This is a genomic window from Arcicella aurantiaca, from assembly GCF_003148625.1.
GTDB lineage: Bacteria > Bacteroidota > Bacteroidia > Cytophagales > Spirosomataceae > Arcicella > Arcicella aurantiaca.
This window is the reverse complement of record NZ_QGGO01000013.1, coordinates 49,594-73,100: the sequence shown is the minus strand read 5'-3', so window position 1 is coordinate 73,100 and position 23,507 is coordinate 49,594. Positions and strand designations below refer to the sequence as shown.

At 35.3% G+C, this 23,507-nt stretch carries 22 protein-coding genes; 15 read left to right on the top strand and 7 right to left on the bottom strand.

Annotated features, from left to right (window positions below; genetic code table 11):
• Positions 1-95 precede the first annotated feature (95 nt).
• Together LV89_RS13295 and LV89_RS13290 are read left to right on the top strand one after the other, a co-directional pair.
• The gene (locus LV89_RS13295) at positions 96-509 is read left to right on the top strand and encodes a four helix bundle protein (protein WP_109743392.1); all 414 of its coding nucleotides are present in this window, start codon (positions 96-98) and stop codon (positions 507-509) included.
• A 56-nt stretch (positions 510-565) separates the two neighbouring features.
• Positions 566-1,618, top strand: coding sequence for a sugar phosphate isomerase/epimerase family protein (locus LV89_RS13290; RefSeq protein WP_109743391.1), 1,053 nt, complete (start codon positions 566-568; stop codon positions 1,616-1,618).
• Positions 1,619-2,060: 442 nt separating this feature from the next.
• On the opposite strand, the gene LV89_RS13285 is transcribed toward LV89_RS13290, so the two are convergent.
• From LV89_RS13285 to LV89_RS13255, 7 genes are all read right to left on the bottom strand, one after another.
• Entirely contained in the window at positions 2,061-2,816 is a 756-nt protein-coding gene (locus LV89_RS13285; protein WP_109743390.1) for a glycosyltransferase family 2 protein, read from the bottom strand.
• Between the two features lie 224 nt (positions 2,817-3,040).
• Positions 3,041-4,360 (bottom strand): glycosyltransferase family 4 protein, encoded by a 1,320-nt coding sequence (locus LV89_RS13280; RefSeq protein WP_109743473.1) that lies wholly within the window; start codon positions 4,358-4,360, stop codon positions 3,041-3,043.
• 8 nt (positions 4,361-4,368) lie between these two features.
• Positions 4,369-5,031, bottom strand: a complete 663-nt coding sequence (locus LV89_RS13275; protein WP_109743389.1) for a hypothetical protein — start codon at positions 5,029-5,031, stop codon at positions 4,369-4,371.
• A 17-nt stretch (positions 5,032-5,048) separates the two neighbouring features.
• Positions 5,049-5,870, bottom strand: coding sequence for an FkbM family methyltransferase (locus tag LV89_RS13270; protein WP_109743388.1), 822 nt, complete (start codon positions 5,868-5,870; stop codon positions 5,049-5,051).
• Between the two features lie 13 nt (positions 5,871-5,883).
• Positions 5,884-6,888, bottom strand: a complete 1,005-nt coding sequence (locus tag LV89_RS13265; protein WP_109743387.1) for a glycosyltransferase family 2 protein — start codon at positions 6,886-6,888, stop codon at positions 5,884-5,886.
• Positions 6,889-7,066: 178 nt separating this feature from the next.
• Positions 7,067-8,098: an acyltransferase family protein gene (locus LV89_RS13260; RefSeq protein WP_109743386.1), complete on the bottom strand. Its 1,032-nt coding sequence runs from the start codon at positions 8,096-8,098 to the stop codon at positions 7,067-7,069.
• Positions 8,095-9,591, bottom strand: coding sequence for a lipopolysaccharide biosynthesis protein (locus LV89_RS13255; RefSeq protein ID WP_109743385.1), 1,497 nt, complete (start codon positions 9,589-9,591; stop codon positions 8,095-8,097). The genes LV89_RS13260 and LV89_RS13255 overlap by 4 nt, the downstream gene beginning before the upstream one ends.
• A gap of 152 nt (positions 9,592-9,743) precedes the next feature.
• Here LV89_RS13255 and LV89_RS13250 point away from each other — a divergent pair, with 152 nt between their 5' ends.
• The 13 genes from LV89_RS13250 (at position 9,744) to LV89_RS13190 (ending at position 23,507) form a co-directional block, all read left to right on the top strand.
• A complete protein-coding gene (locus tag LV89_RS13250) occupies positions 9,744-10,598 on the top strand; it encodes a hypothetical protein (RefSeq protein WP_109743384.1) in 855 nt (284 codons plus the stop codon).
• A 191-nt stretch (positions 10,599-10,789) separates the two neighbouring features.
• The gene (locus tag LV89_RS13245) at positions 10,790-11,788 is read left to right on the top strand and encodes an NAD-dependent 4,6-dehydratase LegB (protein ID WP_109743383.1); all 999 of its coding nucleotides are present in this window, start codon (positions 10,790-10,792) and stop codon (positions 11,786-11,788) included.
• On the top strand, positions 11,785-12,921 hold the full coding sequence (locus tag LV89_RS13240) for a LegC family aminotransferase (protein WP_109743382.1): 1,137 nt from the start codon (positions 11,785-11,787) through the stop codon (positions 12,919-12,921). The genes LV89_RS13245 and LV89_RS13240 overlap by 4 nt, the downstream gene beginning before the upstream one ends.
• The gene (locus LV89_RS13235) at positions 12,911-13,849 is read left to right on the top strand and encodes an ATP-grasp domain-containing protein (RefSeq protein WP_109743381.1); all 939 of its coding nucleotides are present in this window, start codon (positions 12,911-12,913) and stop codon (positions 13,847-13,849) included. The genes LV89_RS13240 and LV89_RS13235 overlap by 11 nt, the downstream gene beginning before the upstream one ends.
• A 1-nt stretch (position 13,850) precedes the next feature.
• Positions 13,851-14,174 carry an HAD hydrolase family protein gene (locus tag LV89_RS13230; protein WP_109743380.1) on the top strand — a complete coding sequence of 108 codons (324 nt, stop codon included), beginning with the start codon at positions 13,851-13,853 and terminating at the stop codon, positions 14,172-14,174.
• The gene (neuB, locus tag LV89_RS13225; protein ID WP_109743379.1) at positions 14,171-15,181 is read left to right on the top strand and encodes an N-acetylneuraminate synthase; all 1,011 of its coding nucleotides are present in this window, start codon (positions 14,171-14,173) and stop codon (positions 15,179-15,181) included. The genes LV89_RS13230 and neuB overlap by 4 nt, the downstream gene beginning before the upstream one ends.
• Positions 15,178-16,341: a UDP-N-acetylglucosamine 2-epimerase gene (gene neuC, locus LV89_RS13220; protein WP_211321204.1), complete on the top strand. Its 1,164-nt coding sequence runs from the start codon at positions 15,178-15,180 to the stop codon at positions 16,339-16,341. The genes neuB and neuC overlap by 4 nt, the downstream gene beginning before the upstream one ends.
• A 124-nt stretch (positions 16,342-16,465) precedes the next feature.
• Complete coding sequence (locus LV89_RS13215; RefSeq protein WP_109743377.1) at positions 16,466-17,521, top strand: nucleotidyltransferase family protein; 1,056 nt, start codon at positions 16,466-16,468, stop codon at positions 17,519-17,521.
• The gene (locus tag LV89_RS13210) at positions 17,521-18,222 is read left to right on the top strand and encodes an acylneuraminate cytidylyltransferase family protein (RefSeq protein ID WP_109743376.1); all 702 of its coding nucleotides are present in this window, start codon (positions 17,521-17,523) and stop codon (positions 18,220-18,222) included. Before LV89_RS13215 ends, LV89_RS13210 begins: the two co-directional genes overlap by 1 nt.
• Before the next feature lie 149 nt (positions 18,223-18,371).
• Positions 18,372-19,421, top strand: coding sequence for a LamG domain-containing protein (locus tag LV89_RS13205; protein WP_109743375.1), 1,050 nt, complete (start codon positions 18,372-18,374; stop codon positions 19,419-19,421).
• Positions 19,422-19,523: 102 nt separating this feature from the next.
• A complete protein-coding gene (locus tag LV89_RS13200; RefSeq protein WP_109743374.1) occupies positions 19,524-21,638 on the top strand; it encodes a prolyl oligopeptidase family serine peptidase in 2,115 nt (704 codons plus the stop codon).
• Between the two features lie 113 nt (positions 21,639-21,751).
• Complete coding sequence (locus LV89_RS13195) at positions 21,752-22,612, top strand: type II restriction endonuclease (protein WP_109743373.1); 861 nt, start codon at positions 21,752-21,754, stop codon at positions 22,610-22,612.
• Positions 22,605-23,507 (top strand): DNA adenine methylase, encoded by a 903-nt coding sequence (locus tag LV89_RS13190; protein WP_109743372.1) that lies wholly within the window; start codon positions 22,605-22,607, stop codon positions 23,505-23,507. Before LV89_RS13195 ends, LV89_RS13190 begins: the two co-directional genes overlap by 8 nt.

Sequence of the window (23,507 nt, the reverse complement as noted above, 5' to 3'; positions counted from 1 at the left end):
TAATTGTGATTTAGTGAGTTGTGAATTGTGAGTAGTTATAAAGTGCTAATCTCAGTTCACAACTCATCAATGTATTTATCTACAAAACTATTAAAATGAATGATTCTACTCCGTCAAAAACTCAAGACGAGTTTGCTGAAATGCTATTTCAAAGAATAAAATCCTTTGGTTTGAGGTGTATTCCTGTTTGTGATAATTTATTTCAGAAAAGTCTTTCTGCTAAAAATATTGCAGGACAACTCGTTCGTTCTTCTGCATCTTCTGTCGCAAATTATCGTGCTGCCAGAAGGTCAAGAAGTAGTAAAGAGTTTTTTGCGAAATTAAGTATTGTAATCGAAGAATTAGACGAGAGTTTATTCTGGTTAGAATACTCAATTGATGCAAATTTTCATCAAGAATCCAAATTGAAAAATTTAATTGATGAAGGCAGTGAAATTTTAAAAATACTCTCAAAATCAAGAAAAACAGTTGGAGATGCACTTCAACGGAAAAATAATTTACCTGATTAGGAGTTTTGTGGTAGTATATATTCACAAATCACTAATTCACTAATTCACAATTGATTATGAAAACAATCAAAGGACCTGCTATATTTTTAGCCCAATTTTTAGACGATAAAGAACCATTTAATTCACTTGATTCTATTACGGATTGGGTTTCGGGTTTAGGTTATAAAGGTATCCAAATTCCGACTTGGGATTCACGTGCCATCGACCTTGAAAAAGCGGCAACTTCTAAAACTTACTGTGATGAACTTACAGGAAAGTTAGCTGATAAAGGTTTGCAAATTACCGAGTTATCGACCCATTTACAAGGACAATTAGTAGCAGTAAATCCTGCTTACGATGCGGGTTTTGACGGTTTTGCTCCAGATTCAGTAAAAGGAAATCCTAAAGCTCGTACTGAGTGGGCGATTCAACAATTGAAATGGGCAGCACAGGCTTCTCAAAATTTAGGGTTGAAATCGCACGCAACATTTTCGGGTTCTTTACTTTGGCACACCATGTACCCTTGGCCTCAAAGACCACAAGGTTTGGTAGATATGGGTTTTACAGAATTGGCGAATCGTTGGTTACCAATTTTGAACCATTTTGACGAACATGGCGTGGACGTTTGTTACGAAATTCACCCAGGAGAAGACTTGCACGATGGCGAAACGTATGAGATGTTTTTGGAAAAAGTAAACAATCATTCACGTGCTTGTTTGTTGTACGACCCATCTCACTTTGTATTACAATGTCTTGATTATCTGCAATATATAGATTTTTATCACGAAAGAATCCGTGCTTTCCACGTAAAAGATGCAGAATTTAATGCAACAGGAAAACAAGGTGTTTATGGAGGGTATCAGTCGTGGGTAAATCGTGCTGGACGTTTCCGTTCATTGGGCGATGGTCAAGTAGATTTTGCTTCGATTTTCTCAAAATTAACGCAATACGGTTTCGACGGTTGGGCAGTTATGGAATGGGAATGTGCTATTAAAGACCCCGTTCAAGGAGCAGAAGAAGGAGCACCATTTATTGCTTCTCACATTATTCAAGCAACATCAAAAATATTTGATGATTTTGCAGGTGGTGGTGCTGATATTGAATTGAATAAAAGAATTTTAGGTTTGTAAAATTGTAGAGACGTTGCCTGCAACGTCTAATAATTCCCAAAAATCAAACAAAAAAAGCGTTGAAATTTTCAACGCTTTTTTTATTCCTATTGCTATATGTATAATGTTAAATTCATACCAATTTTAATAATTTGATGCGTACTTTACGGAAGTCGTCGTTTTGAACGACGACTTCCGTTGAGAGTCAGATACGCAATAACTTTTTTAAATTAGTATCAAGACGTTGCAGGCAACATTTCTACTAATATTTTTCCATCCTATTGCTATATGTATAATGTTAAATTCAAGACGTTGCAGGCAACATTTCTACCAATATTTTTCCATCCTATTGCTATATCTCTAATGTTAAATTCAAGACGTTGCAGGCAACATTTCTACTAATATTTTTCCATCCTATTGCTATATCTATAATGTTAAATTCAAGACGTTGCAGGCAACGTCTCTACCAATATTTACCACGTTTTTTAATAATCAAATTTACCCCTCTGAATAAAATTTGTAAATGTGCCGTTATTGCACCTGATAAACCAAAATGTTTTTTCAATACTTCATAACGGTCTAATAAAGAGCGTTTTAGTTGTTGGTTTGATACTCCGCCTGTCAAGTATTTTGCCACGACAAAATCTAAATATTGAATCTTTTTGGCACGTTTCAAACATTCAATTTCCCAATCAACATCGGCACTCAAATTATTTTCCATGTAAAAAGGAGCAACTGATTTTCGAGCAATAAATGCTTGATGACAAACCAACATTCCGAGTTTCATATCTTGCCATTTCAGATTTTTAGGTAAACGATGCGGGGTAATTTCAGAACGTAAACCTTGAATATTACCGTTATTATCTACAAAATAAGTATCCCCGTAAAGTACGTCTGTATTATCAGAAATGGCTTTGTAAATATGCTCAATCGCTCGGTTGTCGTTGATTTCATCACCTGCATTCATAAACCAAACAAAATCACCCGAAGCGGTTTTTAAGCCTTTATTCATGGCGTCGTAAAGCCCTTTGTCACGTTCAGAAATTAGTATATCAACCCGATTTTTGTATTTCTCTGCAATTGCTAATGTCCCATCTTTTGACTTTCCGTCAATGATAATGTATTCAAAATCTTGGTTAGTTTGTGCCAAAATACTTTGGATAGTACGTTCTAAAAATTGCTCAGCGTTGTATGTTATGGTAATGATTGAAATTTGCATGGAATGGCTATTGGGTTGAGAGTTTATGAGTTAAAAGGTTATGAGTGTAGGAGGGCAACCAATGTCATTAAGTTAAGGGTTTTGAATTAAGAATTCTGAATCAGAAATGTAGATTTTAGAAGTTTTACAGGGGTATTTTACTTCTTCATTCTTTATTACTTTTGTTATAAACGCTGATTTATTTCTTAACCCAATGACATTGGGAGAGCGATACTCATAAACTCTTAACTCATAGACACATAAACTCTTTTATACTTTTCGGCGACTACTTTTTCAGAATAATTATCTAATACTTTTTGTCGTGAATTATGGGCAAGTGATTGATAATCAGATTCAAATAAAGTCCAATAAATACCTTTGGCGAGGTCTTCAGCAGATTTATACTTGGCTAAATAGCCTGTGGGTGGCACTCCGCTTGTTTCATGTTCAATCATTTCTGGAATTCCGCCTACATTAAAACCCACGGCAGGCGTTCCGCAAGCCATAGATTCCATGATGGTATTGGGTAAATTTTCTTCCAAAGACGGAATCACAAAAACAGAAGCCGCAGAATAGGCGTGGGCAATTGTTGATAAATCAGAAAGTCGTCCGAGAATATTAACTTTAAATGGAAGCGAATCAAAATCAGAAGCCTCCGCTTGACCAAAAACGATAATTTCGATGCGACCGACGCTTCGGTTCGATGTTCGATTCGGGCGGCGTTCCGCTTCGAGATTCAATAAACGAGCATTTAAAATTGAAAGTGCCTCTGCAAAATAAGCAAATCCTTTGCCTACTGCATCCACTCGCATGGCAGCAAAAAGAATATATTGTTTGTCTTCCGAAAGTCCGAACTTTTGACGAGCTTTTGCTTTATCAATCGGATGAAAAACATCAATATCAATTGGATTTGGAATAGATTCTACCCGAACATTTTTGAATAATGAACTTTGTTTTGCCCGATTCCCAAGCCATTGGCTACACGTAATAACCGTAAGATTTGCTCCTTCAAATGCTTTTGTTTTATCTTTCCAAATTTGGTTTGAAAGGTCATTATCAGAAGGGGTTTTTAAGAATTTATCGCAATTACCACAAGATTTTTGATAATTTTCGCATTCACCTGAGTGATGACAACCTCCCGTAAATGCCCACATATCGTGCAAAGTCCAGACGATAGGTTTTTGGGTTTTGAAGAGTTTTTGAAGAGAACTAATAGAAAGAAAACCAAAGTTTATCCAATGTAAATGAATAATATCAGAATTTGTAATGTCTTGATTTTTAGAAATATCCATGCCAAATTTGGCGGGATTAAAGAGAAAGCGAACTTCTTTAGACTTCTCAAAAAAGAAAAAATAAAGCCTTTCTGCCACGAATCGCAAAAAAGCTTTTTTCTTTGAAAACCACGAATTATTTAATTGAACAACTCCTTCTTGTCCAGATTTACTTTCTTGCACCAACATCTGTGCATTTACACCCGTATGAGTACGTAAGGCTTTGAGCAAACGGCGACAAGCAATGGCTGCTCCGCCCGTAAAATCGTCTGTATTTAGTAGGAGAATTTTCAATGGTTTTATTAAGGACAAGTGATTTGATTTCGGACAAAATTGCCCGTATCGTCAATAGTTACACGCCAACAAGTACCATTTGGAGATTTTAAAATAATACCTCTCGATGGATTTTCTACATAAACATCACCGTTGGTTACTTGCAGTTTAGCATTTGGGGCAGTTGTGCCGATACCTACGTTGCCGTCTCCTGTGATTCGCATACGTTCTGGGGTATTTGCTCCAACTTGAAAAGTAATTCCATCAAAAACATAATATCCATTTGCATCTGGAGAGGAGCGAATAACAAGCCCACTTCCACCTCTTGCAATGAGCGTTCCTCGATTGGCAAAAGTGCTATTCAAATAAGAGGAATTGCCATAATTTGAGCCAAATATTCCAAGTTCTAATCTTGCTCCACTTGTACCAGCAGTCATCACATGGGTAACGGCTGAGTTGGTAGTGACATCTGTATTGTTAAGTTTAATGAAATCTCTTTCATCTACGGGGTATGTGTTTGTAGAATTATCCTCAATGTACAACTTATTAAGTGTAGCAGGATTACTTCCAATACTCACTTTATTACTTGTCAGATAGGGTTTAACAGCCGTTGTCCCAGAAGGTAAAGACTGTGAAATAATAAGATGAAAAACGGATAAATTTAAAATGATTGTAGCGATGATTTTTTTCATGTGAGTTGAATTTATATTTAAAAAAAATGTAGTAACATATCCTGAAAGGTACTTAGTTGTTTAAAATCAGCTCTTACTTGGTACTCATAACCTTGTTTTTCAAATGGTAATAAAAACTCTCCCATTTTTGAAGACTGATTTTCTATTTTATGATGATATTCCATAATAATTTGCTTGAAAACACTTTTGTCAAGTTTATTTGTATCAATCAAATCTTTAAGGATAAAAGTTTCAGCTCCTTCAACATCTATTTTTAATAAATCTATTGGTTCTGAAATGATAGAAACGAAATCTGAAAGTTTTCTACACTCAACCGTTACTTTTTTCCCTGTAGAACGCTCCTGTAATACACTTGACATAAGATTTGAACTATCTTCTCCAAAAAAATCAATAGTCCCATTACTATCAGATAATGCTAAATTAAAGTAATGGACATTCTGAAGATTATTTCTCTTAATATTTCTTTCTAAAATATCAAAAGTAGATTTTTGAGGTTCAAAAGAATATATTGTTGCATTAGGTTGTAACCATTTGAAAAATAGTGTAGCCATACCAATATTTGCACCACAGTCAACAATAATAGGTGCCTTATTTTCAGTTTGGAAATAGTATTCATTAGCTACAAAAACCTCTTTGATTAAGTAATCTAAAAGTCTGTAATTATAGTTTTCAATTATTAATCCAAAAAGTTGAATTGTAACATTTGTCTGGTTTTTACTGAAAATTTTTAAAAAGGCTAATTTGAATAAAACCCAATCCAGTTCAAATTTTTGAGAAAAGCTTAATGGAAGTTTTCTTACTTTTAAAATAGCGATAAATAGTTCAAAAAATATATTCATTAGAAATTATTACCTATAATAAGGCTTTTGTTAAATACTGACCAATAATGAAACTGTTTTGTAAAGTTAGTTTAAGTATTTTGGATTTAAAATAAAGACCTAAAACACTCAAACCCAATTCGGGATTTGAAGTACAAATTTTAGTCCAACGATGAGCCAAAATGTATTTTAGGGCTTCTATGTCATAAATCTTATTTTTTTGATTATGTTGTTCAAGTTTCAATAACCAATTTTCAGCCTTTTTAATAAACTCTTTATCTGTCTTTTCTCCGTGTTCAAAACCCAATTGATAGTGTAAATTGAGTTCTTCGAGACTTGGTTCAATACCTAATTTCCTCAATTGCCCTTCATGATTTAGTTTTACGGTACGCATCGCTTTGTCGTTTTGGGTAAAACTAATATTGGTATCATGCACCCGATAATCCACCAAAATATCTTTTAAAATGGCAATAGGATGATTTTGTGCAATTCTCACCCAAAGTTCATAATCTTCCGTCGGAGGATAATCAAGATTATAATGCTGTGTGGGTAATAGTGATTTTCTGAGTAAAACACTCGACTGAACGATGTAATTTACGAATAATAATAGAGCAGATAAATGCGTGTCGGGAATATAAGATTTAATAAAACCACCCGTTGGATTCCCGTCATTATCTACGAGCCTTGCCCATGAAGCCACAAAGGCGTGTTTTGGGTGTTTTTCCAAAAAATCAACTTGTATTTTCAGTCTTTCGGTATGGGCAATATCGTCTGAATCAAGCCAAGCAATAAACTCACCTTTTGCCTCAGCAATCAATCTGTTTCGAGTTTTGGCAAGTCCTTGATTTTGTTCGTTATGGACTAATCGAATACGTTTGTCTTGGTAAGAATGCACGATATTAACGCTCTCGTCGATAGAACCATCATTGAGAATAACTAACTCAAAGTCTTGAAAAGTTTGATTTAAAATGCTCTCAATAGCTTTTCTGATGTATTTCTCAGAATTAAACATGGGCATCAAGACGGACACTTTGGGCATAAGTATTTGATATTTTGTAGAGACGTATGCAATACTAATGCTGTCAATTTAATGAATTTATCCGCCTAACGCTGTCAGGGTTCAAAACCCTGACAGCGTTGAAATTGGAATTTTGGAACAATTAAAAACACTTTAAATTGACAGCATTGGTATCGCATAAGCCCATACCTGATTAACATTATTTAATTTTTTTCCCCAGACGAATTAACGGTTTTTCAAGCCATGAATATATTAAAAAGCTAATGAAAACGGTAACAAAAAGGGCAATAACAAAGAATGTCTGCGGAGGAATTTCAATATAATTAGCCAAAAATTGACGAAGTTCTAAAAAAATAATCGGATGAATAAGATAAACTCCGTAAGAAATTTCTCCTAAAGTAGTCAAAGGTTTTTCGATAATTATTGGTAGTTCTACTTCTGATGTAAAAATGAAATAGCAAATAGCAATCGACAGAACTGAGAAAACGATTCGATTAATCCCTGAAATTAAATTTGTTTGTTGCCCGACCGTAGGATAAAACACAAATAAGCTAATCATCAAAAAAAGAATGATAAAATTTAACGTTTTATGTTGCTTGAAAAAAAGCGTTGAATCAGACATTTTGCCCAGACTAATCCCTGCCACAAAAAAGAAAAGCTGATTGAATGGATTGGTATAAGTCAGCCATTGGGCAGTCATGCTTGAAGTATTATTTAACAAGGAAAAAGCGAAGAAAATGCCAATAGAAACACTCCAAATTACGGTTAAAAAAAAGTGCTTTCTATCTTTTGAAAGCCAAATCAACAAAGGAAAAAAGGCGTAAAATACCAATTCATTACCGATTGACCAACCGCCAGTAGTTAATGATTTAGTGTTAATAAAGGCAAATAAACCTGTAATATTCCAAAGAATATCCATGTTTGTGGCGGGAGTCTCTAAAAAGAAAATACTACCCAGACAAGCCAGCCAATAAAGTGGATAAATACGAAATATTCGTTTGATGAAAAATGATTTGATGGCTTTTGAATCTTGCATTTTGTGATGATAGACCAAATACATCGTTAATCCACTCAAAACAAAAAATATAGAAACGCCATAAAGACCAATACGTCCCAAAAATGAGTCAGCTGTGTGAGCTTCACCCTTATTTGTCCATATCGAAAAATGATAGAACATAATGGCAAAAGCCGTTAAGCCTCGAAGAATATCTAAAGATTTTAGTCTGTTCATCGAATAACTTTTTTGAGCAATCCATCTACTATTTGGTTTACATCCGACGAGATTTTTGTAAAATAAATAGCACTTCCGAAGAGTATTGACACAATGAATGAACGAATAGGCGTATCAATCATAAAACTTGGAATACTACCAATGGCAGGGAAAGTTGGAATCATCATCGTTAGTCCAAAAACCAATGCAGATATGATGATAACGCCAATGTTTTTCAAAGAAAATGGAAACATCCCGAAGGCAATCCAAACAAAAAAGGTTCGGAAAATATTAAAAATGAGAATAATAGAAGCCGTAGCAATGGCACTTCCCGTAATTCCGTAAATAGGAATAAGCCATTGATTCATCAACCAAGTGCCAACGATGAGAAAAACCATAAAAATAACATCATAGAAATAATATTTTGATGTTTGAAGAATAAGCCCATTCAAACCCGTAGCCATATCGAAAAGTTTGCCTAAACCAATCCAAATTACGACCCATTTCCCAGCTTCGTATGCAGGTAAAATTTCAAAAACATTGTGCAAATTTGTTACAATACCAATGAATAAAAAACTACCGATGATGAGTAAAGTCAAGCAGCTTTTTTCATAAACATCTTTGATAGTTTTTAAATCATTATTTTTCCATGCTTCGGCAATTACAGCACCGCCAATTCTTGAAATATGCGTTGTAGGCGTGAAAATGACCGTTCCAAACATCATCATAGTTGAATAAATCCCATTGGCATCAAGATTTATGATGGAAGTTACTTGGAGTTGGTCGAGGTAAATAACTACTTGTGACGTAAATCCAGATAGAAATGTTAAACTGCTTAGACTAATAAATTCCTTTCTGATTTTATTAGTCCAAAAACCTTTAATGGGCTTAAAGAAAAAGTTGCCTTGTTGCCATACTCTCAATGCCATAAAAACCGTAGGCAAGCATAAGCCAATGCAATATGCTGCTACAAAGCCTTTAAAATCAACGATTTTGAAGAGATACAGAATAATAGCAATGAATAGAAAAACTCGTTGCCCAAATTCTCTTAAAAACGTTCCTGAAACAGTATCATAAAGCACTCTGGCATAATTGTCAAATACTAAAAAGAAAACGCCAAAGATGGTAAGTGGAAATATCCAAAACAGGTATTCTCGAAGTAAAGGAGAGGCTTTTACATTGAGTAAATTTAGAACAAACTCGTAATTAATGGCAAATGTGCCAAGCGTGATGCACAAACCCACAAAGGAAACCACACAAGCCCAAAATAAATAACCATTATGTTGCCGTTCGGAGTTTCTAAAATAGGGGAATAGTCGTCCGCCTGCGGCATTAAATCCCAGATTGGAAACTTGAGCCAACAACACCATCACAGAAACCAATAATCTAACTAAGCCAACTTCCGCCTCTGTCAATACTTTAGGCATTAAAAATGCCGTAGTGATAAAGCCTAAAGCAATGCCAATGTAAGCGTAAATAGAACTTTTTATGGTTTGTTTAATAATAATTCCCATTCAGTGATTTTGTTATTCGGAATTATTTAAGATTTGTCTTGCGATGAATTCCGTTGTTATTTCTACAAAATTAGGTTGAGTTTGGCAAATTGGTATAATAATAGGTAATTTTATGCTTGGAAAGCTTCACTAAACATTAATCCGCTAATCCCTTGATTCAACGTATTCTTAATATTCAACGCTTTTTTGAGCAATTATTTGATAGTATTTTTTCAATATTAAAGGTCATTGTTTGGTCGAAATTTAGTGTATCTCATCCGCCAGTTCAATCTGAAAATTGTGTTATTCTTGGAAATGGTCCTTCATTGAAAGATTCTATGGATAATCATAAAGATTTTATTCTTCAGTCGGATATTTTCTGTGTTAATCTTTTTGCTATTTCCGATTATTACACGCAACTAAAGCCGAATAATTATTTATTGTTAGATGAAGCATTTATTAATCCAAATCATGAAAGAGCAAGCCAAGCTATTGAACATTTAGTAAAAGATACGGCTTGGAAAATCAACGTTTTTATTCCTTATAAATTCAAGAAATCGGCTTACTTTCAAGATAAATTCTCGAAAAATCAATTTATTCAGCCTGTTTATTTCAATTATGTTATCTTTGGCGGGTTCGATTGGCTTCGTTTTTGGATATATAAAAAAGATTTGGGAATGCCTCAAAGTCAGAATGTTTTGATTGCTTCTGTTTTTAGATGTATCAATTTAGGATACAAAAACATCTATCTTTTGGGAGCTGACCACACTTGGCACGAGTCGATAAGGTTGGATGAAAATAACGAAATTATTGCCGATGATTCTCATTTTTATGGTAATAAAACCTACCAAATAAATCAGTTAGTTAGTCAAGAAGAGTCTTACATGGCACGTCAATTTTTGTCTTTACACAAAGCATTTAAAGGTTATGAAGTCTTGGCGAGATATGCTCAATATCGAGGAACAAAGGTTTTAAATGCCAGCAAGCGTAGCTATATTGATGTTTTTGAGAAAATTAAATTATTTTAAATAGGGGTTAGGATAAAATCATTTAGAATACTTATTAATTCTACTTTGGCACTTTAAAGAAATATAGATGGGGATTTGGGTATTTACCGTTCAACTTCCCGAAAGTTTAAAACTTTCGGGAAGTTCTTCCAAGTCAAATTTGGTCTATTTCTTTAAAGTCCTAACGTAGAATTAAACACTGGACATAAATAATGGATTTACAAAATAAAAAAGTGTTAGTAACGGGTGCTGATGGGTTCATCGGTAGTCATTTGGTTGAAAAACTCATAGAAGAAGGTTGTCAAGTAACTGCTTTTGTGTATTATAATTCTTTCAATTCATGGGGTTGGTTAGATTCCCTCCCGAAGGAAACTTTACAGAAAATCGAAGTCATCACGGGAGATATTCGTGACCCACATGGGGTGAAAAATGCCATGAAAGGCATCGAAGTAGTTTTCCATTTGGCCGCACTTATTGCAATTCCTTACAGTTATCATTCGCCCGATACGTACATTGATACCAACGTAAAAGGTACATTGAATATCGTACAAGCGGCTCGTGAATTAGGCACGGAAAGAGTTCTTGTAACCTCAACTTCAGAGGTTTACGGAACCGCTATGTATGTGCCAATTGATGAAAAACATCCAAGACAAGGGCAATCGCCCTATTCTGCCACTAAAATTGGAGCAGATGCCATGGCGGATTCGTTTTATAGAAGTTTTAATGTGCCAATCAGCATTGTCCGCCCGTTTAATACTTATGGTCCACGTCAGTCGGCAAGGGCGGTAATTCCAACGATTATTACCCAATTATTGAACGGAAAGACCGATATAAAATTAGGCTCATTACACCCAACTCGTGATTTGTTGTTTGTGAAAGATACCGCCAAAGGCTTTATCGAAATTGCAAAATCAGACAAAACAATCGGGCATGAAGTCAATATTGCCATGCAAGAAGAAATAACGATTGGGGATTTGGCTCAAAATATCATTAATCAAATCAATCCTGATGCAAAAATCATTACGGATGAAATCAGATTAAGACCTGAAAAAAGTGAGGTAGAAAGATTATTTGGTTCAAACCAAAAAATCAAAGAATTAACCAATTGGAAGCCTGATTATACCCTCGAAAGCGGCATTGCCGAAACGATTCAGTGGTTTTCTAACAAAGCAAACCTTTCACAGTACAAAGCAGACATTTATAATATATGATTCCTCTTTCAGTCCCCAACCTTGCTGGCAATGAGTGGGAATACATCAAAGATTGTTTAGATACCAACTGGGTTTCTTCGGTTGGAAGTTACGTCAATCGTTTTGAACAAGCATTAGCTGATTTCACAGGAGCAAAATATGCCATTGCCACCTCAAACGGAACATCAGCTTTACATATCGGTCTGCAATTATCAGGCGTAAAACAAGGCGATTTAGTCATTGTACCCAATATTACGTTTGTTGCAACTGCCAATGCCGTAAAATACACAGGTGCAAGTCCACTTTTAATTGACATTGACACCGATACTTGGCAAATTGATTTAGATTTATTAGAAAAATTTCTGAGAAATAACACCCAAATCATTAACGGAGAAACCTATCATTTGGACAATCAGAAGCGTATCAAAGCTATTATGCCCGTACACGTATTGGGCAATATGTGTGATATGGAAAGATTGATGGAGATTGCCAATCGCTTTCATTTGCAGGTCATTGAAGATTCTACGGAAGCATTAGGAAGCACTTTCAAAGGCAAACACGCTGGTACTTTTGGACTATTTGGAACGAGTAGTTTCAACGGAAATAAAATTATCACAACGGGTGGCGGAGGAATGATTTTGACCAATGATGAAACCTTGGCAAAACGAGCCAAACACATCACAACAACTGCGAAAGCCGATGCTTACGAGTATTTTCATGATGAAGTAGGGTATAATTATCGTTTGGTAAATATTTTGGCGGCAATGGGCGTGGCTCAAATGGAGCAATTGCCTGCTTTTTTGATTAGAAAAAAAGCAATTGCTGATTTGTACAATGCCGAATTATTGAAAATTGAAGGAATTATTCCTCAAAAAATTACGGATGGCGTTCAAGCAAATCATTGGTTATATACAGTAAAAGCACCTCGACAAAAAGAATTGCTGAAATTTTTGGGAGAAAACGGTATTCAGGCTCGTCCGTTTTGGGTACCCATGAACCGTTTACCGTTTATGTCGGAAGAATTATATATTACTGAAAACGATGTAGCAGGTAATATATATGGGCAATGTGTAAGTTTACCTTGCTCAACCAATATTACAGACGAAGAAGTAAAGGTTGTTATTGAATTGATTAAAGATTTTTATGCCAGATAATCAACTAAATATTCTCTTTTTAGGAGGAGCAAAACGGGTTTCTTTAGCGGAAAGGTTAATTTCGGCAGGAAAATCGTTGGGAAAAGAAGTCAAAATCTTTTCTTATGAATTAGATAAATACGTTCCTATTGCAGGTGTGGGTGAGGTGATTATTGGCTTAAAATGGAAAGATGAACAAATTTATACCCATCTTACGGAAATTGTAAATCAATATCAAATTCATATTATTTTGCCTTTTGTTGACCCTGCTACGCTAACGGCTTCGGTTTTGAAAGAGAAATTGCCCAATGTTTTCATTCCCGTTTCAAGTATTGAAACTTGTGATATTTTTTTCGATAAAGCCAAAGCAAATCAATGGTTTTTAGGTGAAAACTTTCCCGTTCCTCATCAAGATTTGAGTAAATTTCCTTTGATTGCAAAACCCATTAAAGGTTCAGCATCGCAAGGTATTGAAAAAATAGAAAATGAAGCAGAATTAACACAATTCTTAGCCAGTCATCAAGCAGAGGATTATTTAATTCAAGGTTTTATTGAAGGTGATGAATATACAGTTGATTGTTATGTAGATATTGAAGGAGAAATAATGAGTATTGTTCCCCGTAAAAGATTAGAAACTATCAGTGGAGAAGTAAGTAAATCAATTACGGAAAAAGATGATTTATTGATTGAATTTTCGGCACAAATCCTAAAGAAAGCTAATTTTCTTGGAGCAATTACCATTCAATTTTTGAAAGATTCAACTGATGCTTACATCATGGAAATAAATCCTCGTTTGGGTGGTGGCGTAATTACTTCTATTGAAGCAGGAGCAGATATTCCACTAATGATTCTGAAAGATTATTTGAATATTAAAAATACAAAAGTTACAAATTGGACGAACAATTTGTTGATGATGAGAGCAAATCGAGAGTTTTTTATCCAAACATAAAATGCAATTTATCATAGATTTAGACGGAACAATTTGTACCGAAGAAAAAACATATAGCCGTTCGATGGCAAAACCTTTGGAGGGGGCTATTGAAAACCTCAACAAACTTTATGAAGACGGGCATACTATTATTATTTATACTGCCCGTACTTGGATGGAGTTTGAAATGACCACTGATTGGCTACAAAGACACGAAGTTAAATATCATCAATTGATGATGGGCAAACCTATTGGCGATATGTGGATTGATGACCGAGCTTTGGGTTTTAAGAGTTGGGAGGCAACAAAACAGGCAATTCAAGAGAAAATTGACAAGAAAAAATGAGCGAAAAAGTATTAATTATAGCCGAAGCAGGTGTAAACCACAACGGTAACTATGATTTGGCAATCAAATTGATTGACGAAGCTAAAAAAACAGGTGCTGATATTGTCAAATTCCAGACGGCAGTTCCAGAATTGGTAATGTCTAAATTTGCTGAAAAAGCTGATTATCAGAAGGTTTCGACGGGAGAAGGCGAGTCGCAATTGGCAATGGCGAAGAAAATCCATTTGCCATTAGATGCTTATAAATCGCTTCAAAAATATTGTAACGAAGTTGGCATTGAGTTTCTTTCAACGCCTTTCGACATGGTTTCGATTGACGTTTTGATTGAGTTGAACCAAAGAATTTTCAAAATTCCTTCGGGAGAAATTACCAATTTGCCTTATTTACGGAAAATAGGTTCGTTAGGCACAGAGATTATTATTTCAACGGGCATGGCAAATTTACAAGAAATTGAAGATGCCATCAAGGTTTTGGTAGAAGCAGGAACGAGTAAAGACCGCATCACGGTTTTACATTGCAATACCGAATATCCAACGCCTATGCACGACGTAAACTTGCGGGCTATGAATACCATTCAGAATGCTTTGGGCGTGAAAGTTGGATATTCTGACCATACCAATGGGATTGAAGTACCCATTGCGGCGGTAGCTTTGGGGGCAACCGTTATTGAAAAACACTTTACGTTGGATAAAAACATGGAAGGTCCTGACCACCAAGCCAGTTTAGACCCGCAAGAATTGAAAGCGATGGTTGATGCTATCAGAAACGTAGAAATTGCCATTGCAGGAACAGGGATTAAAGATACTTCTGAGTCAGAACGTAAAAATATGGTCATTGCTCGCAAAAGCATTTTAGCAGCAAAAGATATTAAAAAAGGTGAAGTTTTTGACGAAAATAATCTAATTGTAAAACGCCCCGGAAATGGTATTAATCCAATGCGTTGGGATGAAATAATTGGGAAAGTTGCGATAAGAGATTTTCAAGCAGATGAATTGATAGAATTGTGAAAAAAATATGCGTCATAACGGGTACTCGTGCCGAATACGGATTGCTTTCGCCTTTGATGAAAGCAATACAAAATGACGATGCTTTTTGTTTGCAAATTTTAGCAACAGGAATGCACTTGTCGCCAGAATTTGGCTTGACTTATCAGCAAATTGAAAATGATGGTTTTGAGATTTCGGAGAAAGTAGAAATGTTACTTTCGTCGGATACTTCGGTGGGAATTGTCAAATCTACGGGTTTGGGCATGATTGGTTATGCCGATGCTTTGAACCGATTGAAGCCAGATTGGTTGGTTATTTTGGGCGACCGTTACGAAGCATTTGCCGTTGCAACTGCTGCTTTTTTAATGAAAATTCCCATTATTCATATATCAGGAGGAGACGTTACCGAAGGGGCAACCGATGATGCTTTGAGACATTCGATTAGTAAAATGTCATACTTACATTTTGCCACAACGGAAGAATATCGCAAACGTGTTATTCAATTGGGGGAAGCTCCCGAAAGAGTATTTAATGTAGGAGGTATCGGAATTGATAACATCGTAAAAATGACCTTGCTGACTCATGAGGCTTTGAGCGAGTCCGTCAATTTTGATTTAAGCAAACCTTATTTTTTGGTTACTTTTCATCCTGTCACTTTAGAAAGTCAGTCTTCTGAAAGTCAGTTTCAAGCCTTATTAGATTCTTTTGATGAATTTCCAGATTATCAGGTCTTGATAACTTTACCAAATTCTGATGCAGACGGTAGAGTCATCATCAAAATGATTCAAGAATATGCCCGAAAAAATCCCGAAAGAGTTTCTGTGCATACCAGTTTGGGACAATTACGGTATTTGTCGGCTATTAAATACGCTGCGGCAGTCATAGGTAATTCATCGAGTGGAGTGGTTGAAGTGGCATCATTCAAAGTACCAACGGTCAATATTGGCGACCGTCAAAAAGGAAGAGCCAGAGCCAATACAGTAATTGATTGTGAAACCACTCAAGAAGAAATTACCAAAGCAATCAATCAAGCCATTTCGCCCGAATTTCAAGCATTTTGTCAAACCGTTGAAAACATTTACGGAAAAGGCGATACCACAGAACAAATTATGGAGATATTAAAAAGGTTTCAAGGAGAAATAAACTTGAAGAAATCTTTTTACGATTTATATAGAGAGTGACATAGCTTATTTGAATTGGAACTTCCCGAAAGTTTAAAACTTTCGGGAAGTTGAGCATTTTACTTCCAATAAGTTATGTCGCAGTCTATTAGAACATTAAATAACTAAAATTGAGCATTCTTACATGAACTTTCAAAAACATCTAATCAGTCATAAAGCTACTGCCCGTGAGGCACTCAGAAAGTTAGATTCCGAAGCAAAAGGAATTATAGCTCCTGTGTTGTTTGTCCATGATTCAGACGAAAAAATTGTGGGTTCATTAACAGATGGCGATATTCGGAGAGGACTAATTAATAAACTCGGAATTGATGATTTAGTGGAGGATTTTATGTTCTCAAATTTTAGATATTTTACAAACAATAAATTCCCCAAAACGGAAATTCAAGCTTTTAAAGCTCGTAATATTCGTTTTATCCCTGTTTTAGACGATACCAATAAATTGATTCAAGTGCTTGATTTACAGAATAATCGAGCCAATATTCCTGCCAGTGCCGTCATAATGGCGGGTGGACGTGGCGAGCGTTTAATGCCTTTAACCGACGGAACGCCAAAACCCATGCTCAAAGTAGGAGGAAAGCCTATTATTGAGTATAATATCGAGCATTTAGTACGTCACGGTATTACAGATATTACTATTTCTATTCGTTATTTAGGCGACCAACTGATTGAATATTTTGGTGATGGTTCAGCACATCAAGCCAATATAAAATACATTACCGAAGACAAACCTCTTGGTACGATTGGAGCATTAAAAGACATTAAATCTTTTGAGCAAGAAACCATTTTAGTGATGAATTCTGATTTGTTGACCAATGTGGATTTTGAACAATTACACGAGGCTTTTTTGAATGAATCGGCAGATATGGCGGTGGCTACTATTCCTTATGATGTGAATATTCCGTATGCTGTAATGGAATTGGAGCATGGAAATATCGTTAAGAGTTTCAAGGAAAAACCGAAATATACTTATTATTCTAACGCTGGAATTTACCTTTTCAAGCAAGAACTTATCAAGCTAATTCCTGAAAACCAAAAGTATGATGCGACTGATTTAATGAATGAAGTAGTAGCTTCGGGCAGAAAACTAATTGCCGAGCCAATTTTGAGTTATTGGTTAGATATTGGCAGAATGGAAGATTTTTATAAAGCCCAAGAAGACATAAAACATTTAAGATTCTGATGAAAATTGCCGATACACTTTTTGTAATTCCTGCTCGTGGAGGCTCAAAAGGCATTCCCCGTAAAAATATCAAGCCATTAGCAGGCAAGCCTCTGATTCATTACAGCATTGACTATGCACGTCTTTTTACAGAAGATGAAAATATTTGCCTTTCAACAGACGACCAAGAAATTATTGAATGTGCCAATCAAATTAATTTAGCTGTTCCTTTTGTTCGCCCTCCCGAAATCTCTACGGATACCGCCAGCACATTTGCGGTATTACATCATGCCATTTCGTTTTTTCAAGAAAAGGGGAAGCAGTATAAAAAATTAGTTTTATTACAACCAACGTCTCCTTTCAGAGAAGAAAATCACCTTGCCGAAGCCTTTGAGTTGATGAACGATGAGGCAGATGTAACGGTGTCTGTGGTGCAAGAACATAATAATCCATATTTTAATATATTTGAAGAAAATCAGGATGGTTTCTTGAAAATATCTAAAGGAGATGGAAGCTATACTCGTCGTCAAGATTGTCCACCTGTTTATGCTTTTAATGGTTCAATTTATATTTTTTCTATTCCTTCACTTTTAAAAGCAAATTCTTTCAAAGATTTTGTCAATGTTAAGAAATATGTGATGGACGAAAAGTATAAAGTAGATTTAGATACAATGAAAGATTGGAATTATTGTGAATATCTGCTTCAGCTTAATAATCAGTGAATTACCTTTGTTTTGGCAAGATTTTTGTAAGTTTCTTATAAGATTCTTACCGAAAAAAGGAAATATTAAAATTAGCTTTCTGCACAAAATACAAATTTAGATAACCTTTCATTTTCGGTATTTTCAATAACCCATAAACTTACCATAAAATGAAATGTCTTTACACCATTGTTTTGCTGATGTTGTCGTTATCAGCATTTAGTCAAGTTGATTTAAAAAATGGACTTGTTGCTTGTTACACTTTTAACGCCAATGCCAAGGATGAATCTGGCAATGGAAATCATGGAACTGTTAATGGAGCGACTTTAACCACAGACCGCCTCGGAAAACCCAATAGTGCTTATAGATTTGACGGATATTCCTACATTTCTTTAGTGCCAGAGCCATTCAAAAATAAAAATTACAGCTATTCTTTATGGGTCAATTTAGATGAACTTCCTTTTGAAGGAGATAATAATTCATTCTTTTCAGTTGGAGGGCCTGGTGCCGACCAGTCAGTTTCTGTTTTGAATCAATATGGGAATAGTACCAATATAGGTTTTAATGCAGGAGGTTATAATACTGGAAGTCCTGCGGTTTCAAATAATTTGACGGGAACGCTCCCTACAATTGGAAAATGGTATCATGTGGTTAGTGTGAGAGATAATATTTCTGTAAAATTGTACGTTGATGGCGTATTAATTGCCAATAATTCAGCCAATATTGGTACAAATGGAACGGACGCCGCTTATGCCAATCCAACTTATGCAGAAATAGGCTCACGAGTGGGGGCAGATGGATATTTCCAATCTGCAAAGGCAATCATAGATGACATTCATATCTATAACCGAGCAATAACTGCCGACGAAGCTCAAGCTCTTTTTGATGGGAAAATAATCTCTATAACCGCTAATCAATCAACAACTTGCGGAGGAGAACAAGTTATATTTACTGCTAATGGAGCCTCTGTATCAGCAAAATATCAATGGAAAGTTGATGGTGTAAACGTTGGAAGTCAGACAAGTGCATCAATATTTAGCTATGATTCCCAAAATAAAGCATCGGATTATCAAGTGAAAATATCCGTAGAAGTTATAGAAGATGATTTGTGCTTCCCAAATAAGATTTCAACGGCAGATGCTACCATTTTGATTAAAAACTGTAATCCTTGTGAAGGTATTACGGCTTGTATTCCTTTTACTGTATTACGAATGAGGTAGGTTAATCCAAAGCCTTTCAACCAATTCTTAAATATTCTTAAAAAATCATTTCGTAACTTGTAGTTTAGTAAATTACTCATCAATTTAAGAACTAAACAACAAATGAAAAATCTTCACAAAAACCTCCTGCTTGGCACTTCGCTGATGTTGGGAGTTCATGTTTCTAACGCTCAAATGCAGTACCCGCAAACTAAAAAAATTGACCACATCGACGAATATCATGGAGTGAAAGTGGCTGACCCTTACCGTTGGTTGGAAGACGACCGTTCTGCTGAAACTGCCGAATGGGTGAAAGCCGAAAATAAAGTTACTTTTGATTTTTTGGATAAAATTCCGTACCGAAATATGTTAAAAGAGCGTATTGAAAAGGTGTTTAATTATCCAAAATATTCGGCTCCGTCTCGCAAAAATGAATGGTTTTATTTCTCGAAAAATGATGGTTTACAAAATCAATCGGTACTTTATCGTCAGAAGGGTTTAGATGGCACGCCTGAAATTGTACTTGACCCTAATAAACTTTCTCCCGATGGAACGACTCGCTTGGGAGCATTTTCAGTCTCAAAAGATGGGAAATATGCCGTTTATTATCTGTCAAAAGGAGGTTCTGACTGGCAGGAAGCTTATATTATGGATTTGTCAACGAAACAAAATCTTCCCGACCATATTGAATGGATAAAGGTGTCGGGAGCAGAGTGGCAAGGCAATGGTTTTTATTATAGCCGTTATCCAAAACCAGACGGAAGTGCTTTGGCAGCGAAGAATGAAAACCACCAGATATATTACCACAAAGTTGGGACGTCACAAGAGCAAGATGAATTGGTATATGAAAACAAAGAAAATCCACAACGATTCAACACGATGTCGGTTTCTGACGATGAAAAATTTGCTTACTTAAATATCAGTGACCGTGGAAAAGGAAAAGAAGGAAATGCTATTTATTTTAGAAAATTAGGACAGAAGGAATTTACGCCGATTGTGGCAGAGGTTGGTGATTTTCAATATAGTATTGTTGATAATATTGGCGATAAATTCTTGGTAGAAACCAACGAAAAAGCCCAAAACTCAAAAGTACAATTATACGACCCTGCTACGAAATCTTGGAAAAATATTATCCCAGAAAAACCAGAACCATTACAAGGGGTTGGAACAGCAGGTGGAAAAATGTTCGCTACTTATTTGAAAGACGTAACTACTCGTGTGTATGTGTATGACCTCACAGGAAAATTGGAAAATGAAGTGAAATTGCCGGGATTAGGTACTGCGGGCGGTTTTGGTGGCGAAGCTGACGATAAATTTGTATTCTATACATTTACGTCATTTACGTTTCCGCCAACAATTTATCGCTATGATATTGCAACAAAACAGACGTCAATCTTCCGTAAACCAGAAGTCCAGTTTAATCCAGATGCGTTTGAAACGAAGCAAATTTTTTACACATCAAAAGACGGAACAAAAGTGCCAATGTTCATTACTTACAAAAAAGGTTTACAATTGAACGGTAAAAATCCAACGCTTTTGTACGCTTACGGAGGTTTTAATATCAGTTCTCAACCCGGTTTTTCAGCTACGTTGATTCCATTTTTAGAACAAGGCGGTGTTTATGCGTTGGCAAATATTAGAGGTGGTGCAGAATACGGCGAAAAATGGCACGAAGCAGGCATGAAGTTGAAAAAGCAAAATGTGTATGACGATTTCATTGCGGCGGGAGAATATTTAATTGCTCAAAAGTATTGTACGAAAGATTTCTTGGCTCTTCGTGGAGGTTCAAACGGTGGACTTTTGGTGGGTGCAGTTATTAATCAGCGTCCAGATTTATGCAAAGTTGCCATTCCACAAGTGGGTGTAATGGATATGTTGCGTTATCATAAATTCACGATTGGTTGGAACTGGTCGCCAGAATACGGTAATTCAGATGATGCGACAGATTTCAAAAATCTCTACGGTTATTCGCCACTTCATAACATCAAAGAAGGCGTGGAATATCCTGCCACGATGATTACAACTGCCGACCACGACGACCGTGTTGTACCAGCCCATTCATTCAAATACGCAGCGACACTACAAGAAAAAGCAGGAAAAAGTAAGAATCCGTTATTGATTAGAATTGACGTAAATTCTGGTCACGGAGCAAGTAATACGAAGAAAAATATTGAATTAACCGCTGATTTGTACGCCTTTATTTTTGCGAATATGGGGGTTGTGGTGAAAGGGATGTAGGAGGTGATAATTCATTCATAAATGGTCAAGGTAAGATATTACTTTGACCATTTTTTGAATGATATGTAACTGTAAAATACAGAAAAGTCATCAAAAAAGGTTTAATTTTGTACATGGATAAACTTGAAAAAGATAAAATAAAAAAGCTATTTTTAGAAAAACTAAAAGTATTTGCCAGTACACTTAATGATTATGTGACAACACCTGATAATCAGTGGACTATCAAAGGGTTTATTGATGTTTTCGAGAATATATATACTATTTCTAACGATACTAAAATTGTCTCTAAGATTTTGGAAATACAGTTGTTTTCAAAATTTGTAGAGTTTGCTCAACAAAATGACTTTCGATTAGTGCTTGCAGAAAAACAAAATTGGTATCCAGATGTCTCATTTGTCTCAAAAAATGATTCAAGTATTAAGTTTGCAGTTGATTTAAAAACTACTTATCGCACAGAAGAAAATCCTCAATTCTGTAACGGTTTTACACTTGGTTCACACGGAGCATATTTTACAGAACGTACCAGTAGTAAAAATATTCAATTCCCCTATAATGATTATTTAGGGCATTATTGCCTTGGAATTATCTATACCAGAACCATTTTAGGAGAAAACTTTGAATCAATTACTTTTCCATTAAATCAGTTAAATACGATTCCTTCAGTTATTGGTAATATGACATTTTTTGCGTGTGAAAAATGGACAATAGCCAGTGATAAGGGTGGTAGTGGGAATACTGCTAATATTGGGAGTATTAATAACATAGAAGACATTTTAGCAGGTCATGGAACATTTAAGCATCTTGGAGAAGAATGGTTTGATGAATACTGGATGAATTTCGGTAAGATTATTATTAAAGATGAAAATGGAAATACAAAAAAACTGACATCTCTAAAAGAATTTTTAAAATACCGAGGTCATGATGAATCATTAATTAATCCGAGAACATCAAAAAAAGGAGGGATGAATGGATAAAATTATCGTACCTCCAATCAAAATTCAAGGGAAAAAAACACAACTAATAGAATGGTTAAATACGTGTATTAACCTTGATGATGAACAACTTTATATTGAACCATTTATGGGTTCGGGGGTTGTGGGAATGAATATTGCTAAGAAAAAAGCTCTTTTTGCAGACAGTAATCCCCATATCATCAATTTCTATAACGAAGTAAAAAACGGAACTATTAATCCGTCAATTGTCAAAGATTTTTTAGAAAAAGAAGGTCAGAAATTGTCTGAATTTGGCGTTGAACATTTTAAATTTATTAGAGACAGATTTAATGCAGAAGGTAATTCCATTGACTTTTTATTTTTAAATCGTTCTTGTTTTAACGGAATGATTCGCTTTAATAAAAGTTTTAAATTTAACGTTCCCTACGGACATAAACCAGAACGTTTTGCCCAAGCCTATATCACTAAAATAACGAATCAAATCAAGTATGTTCAAGGACTTATTGAAATGAATGATTGGGAGTTTAAGTGTCAAGATTTTAGAAAAACACTATCAGAAGCAAATTCAGAAAGTTTTATTTATTGCGACCCACCATATATTGGCAGACACGTAGATTATTATGATAGTTGGACTGAAGAAGATGAATTTGACTTGAAAAAATACTTAGAAGCTACAAATTGCCGTTTTGGAATTTCCACTTGGCACAGTAATTCTTATCGTAAAAATGAATATTTACAAACTCTTTGGGGGGATTATAATCTCGCTACTACGCAACATTTTTATCATGTTGGAGCAAAAGAAAGTAATAGAAATGAAGTTTTAGAAGCATTAATAACCAATTGTGCCGTTTCTGAAGAACTCTTTATCAAAAAAAGAAAATCTGAAAAAGAGATTTTACAATTAGAGTTATTCTAA

Bases quoted from the DNA above. Each gene is read 5' to 3' on its own strand.
- LV89_RS13295 (WP_109743392.1), top strand. From the start codon at position 96: ATGAATGATTCTACTCCGTCAAAAACTCAAGACGAGTTTGCTGAAATG.
- LV89_RS13290 (WP_109743391.1), top strand. From the start codon at position 566: ATGAAAACAATCAAAGGACCTGCTATATTTTTAGCCCAATTTTTAGAC.
- LV89_RS13285 (WP_109743390.1), bottom strand. From the start codon at position 2,816: ATGCAAATTTCAATCATTACCATAACATACAACGCTGAGCAATTTTTA.
- LV89_RS13275 (WP_109743389.1), bottom strand. From the start codon at position 5,031: ATGAAAAAAATCATCGCTACAATCATTTTAAATTTATCCGTTTTTCAT.
- LV89_RS13270 (WP_109743388.1), bottom strand. From the start codon at position 5,870: ATGAATATATTTTTTGAACTATTTATCGCTATTTTAAAAGTAAGAAAA.
- LV89_RS13265 (WP_109743387.1), bottom strand. From the start codon at position 6,888: ATGCCCAAAGTGTCCGTCTTGATGCCCATGTTTAATTCTGAGAAATAC.
- LV89_RS13260 (WP_109743386.1), bottom strand. From the start codon at position 8,098: ATGAACAGACTAAAATCTTTAGATATTCTTCGAGGCTTAACGGCTTTT.
- LV89_RS13255 (WP_109743385.1), bottom strand. From the start codon at position 9,591: ATGGGAATTATTATTAAACAAACCATAAAAAGTTCTATTTACGCTTAC.
- LV89_RS13245 (WP_109743383.1), top strand. From the start codon at position 10,790: ATGGATTTACAAAATAAAAAAGTGTTAGTAACGGGTGCTGATGGGTTC.
- LV89_RS13240 (WP_109743382.1), top strand. From the start codon at position 11,785: ATGATTCCTCTTTCAGTCCCCAACCTTGCTGGCAATGAGTGGGAATAC.
- LV89_RS13235 (WP_109743381.1), top strand. From the start codon at position 12,911: ATGCCAGATAATCAACTAAATATTCTCTTTTTAGGAGGAGCAAAACGG.
- LV89_RS13230 (WP_109743380.1), top strand. From the start codon at position 13,851: ATGCAATTTATCATAGATTTAGACGGAACAATTTGTACCGAAGAAAAA.
- neuB (WP_109743379.1), top strand. From the start codon at position 14,171: ATGAGCGAAAAAGTATTAATTATAGCCGAAGCAGGTGTAAACCACAAC.
- LV89_RS13215 (WP_109743377.1), top strand. From the start codon at position 16,466: ATGAACTTTCAAAAACATCTAATCAGTCATAAAGCTACTGCCCGTGAG.
- LV89_RS13210 (WP_109743376.1), top strand. From the start codon at position 17,521: ATGAAAATTGCCGATACACTTTTTGTAATTCCTGCTCGTGGAGGCTCA.
- LV89_RS13205 (WP_109743375.1), top strand. From the start codon at position 18,372: ATGAAATGTCTTTACACCATTGTTTTGCTGATGTTGTCGTTATCAGCA.
- LV89_RS13200 (WP_109743374.1), top strand. From the start codon at position 19,524: ATGAAAAATCTTCACAAAAACCTCCTGCTTGGCACTTCGCTGATGTTG.
- LV89_RS13195 (WP_109743373.1), top strand. From the start codon at position 21,752: ATGGATAAACTTGAAAAAGATAAAATAAAAAAGCTATTTTTAGAAAAA.
- LV89_RS13190 (WP_109743372.1), top strand. From the start codon at position 22,605: ATGGATAAAATTATCGTACCTCCAATCAAAATTCAAGGGAAAAAAACA.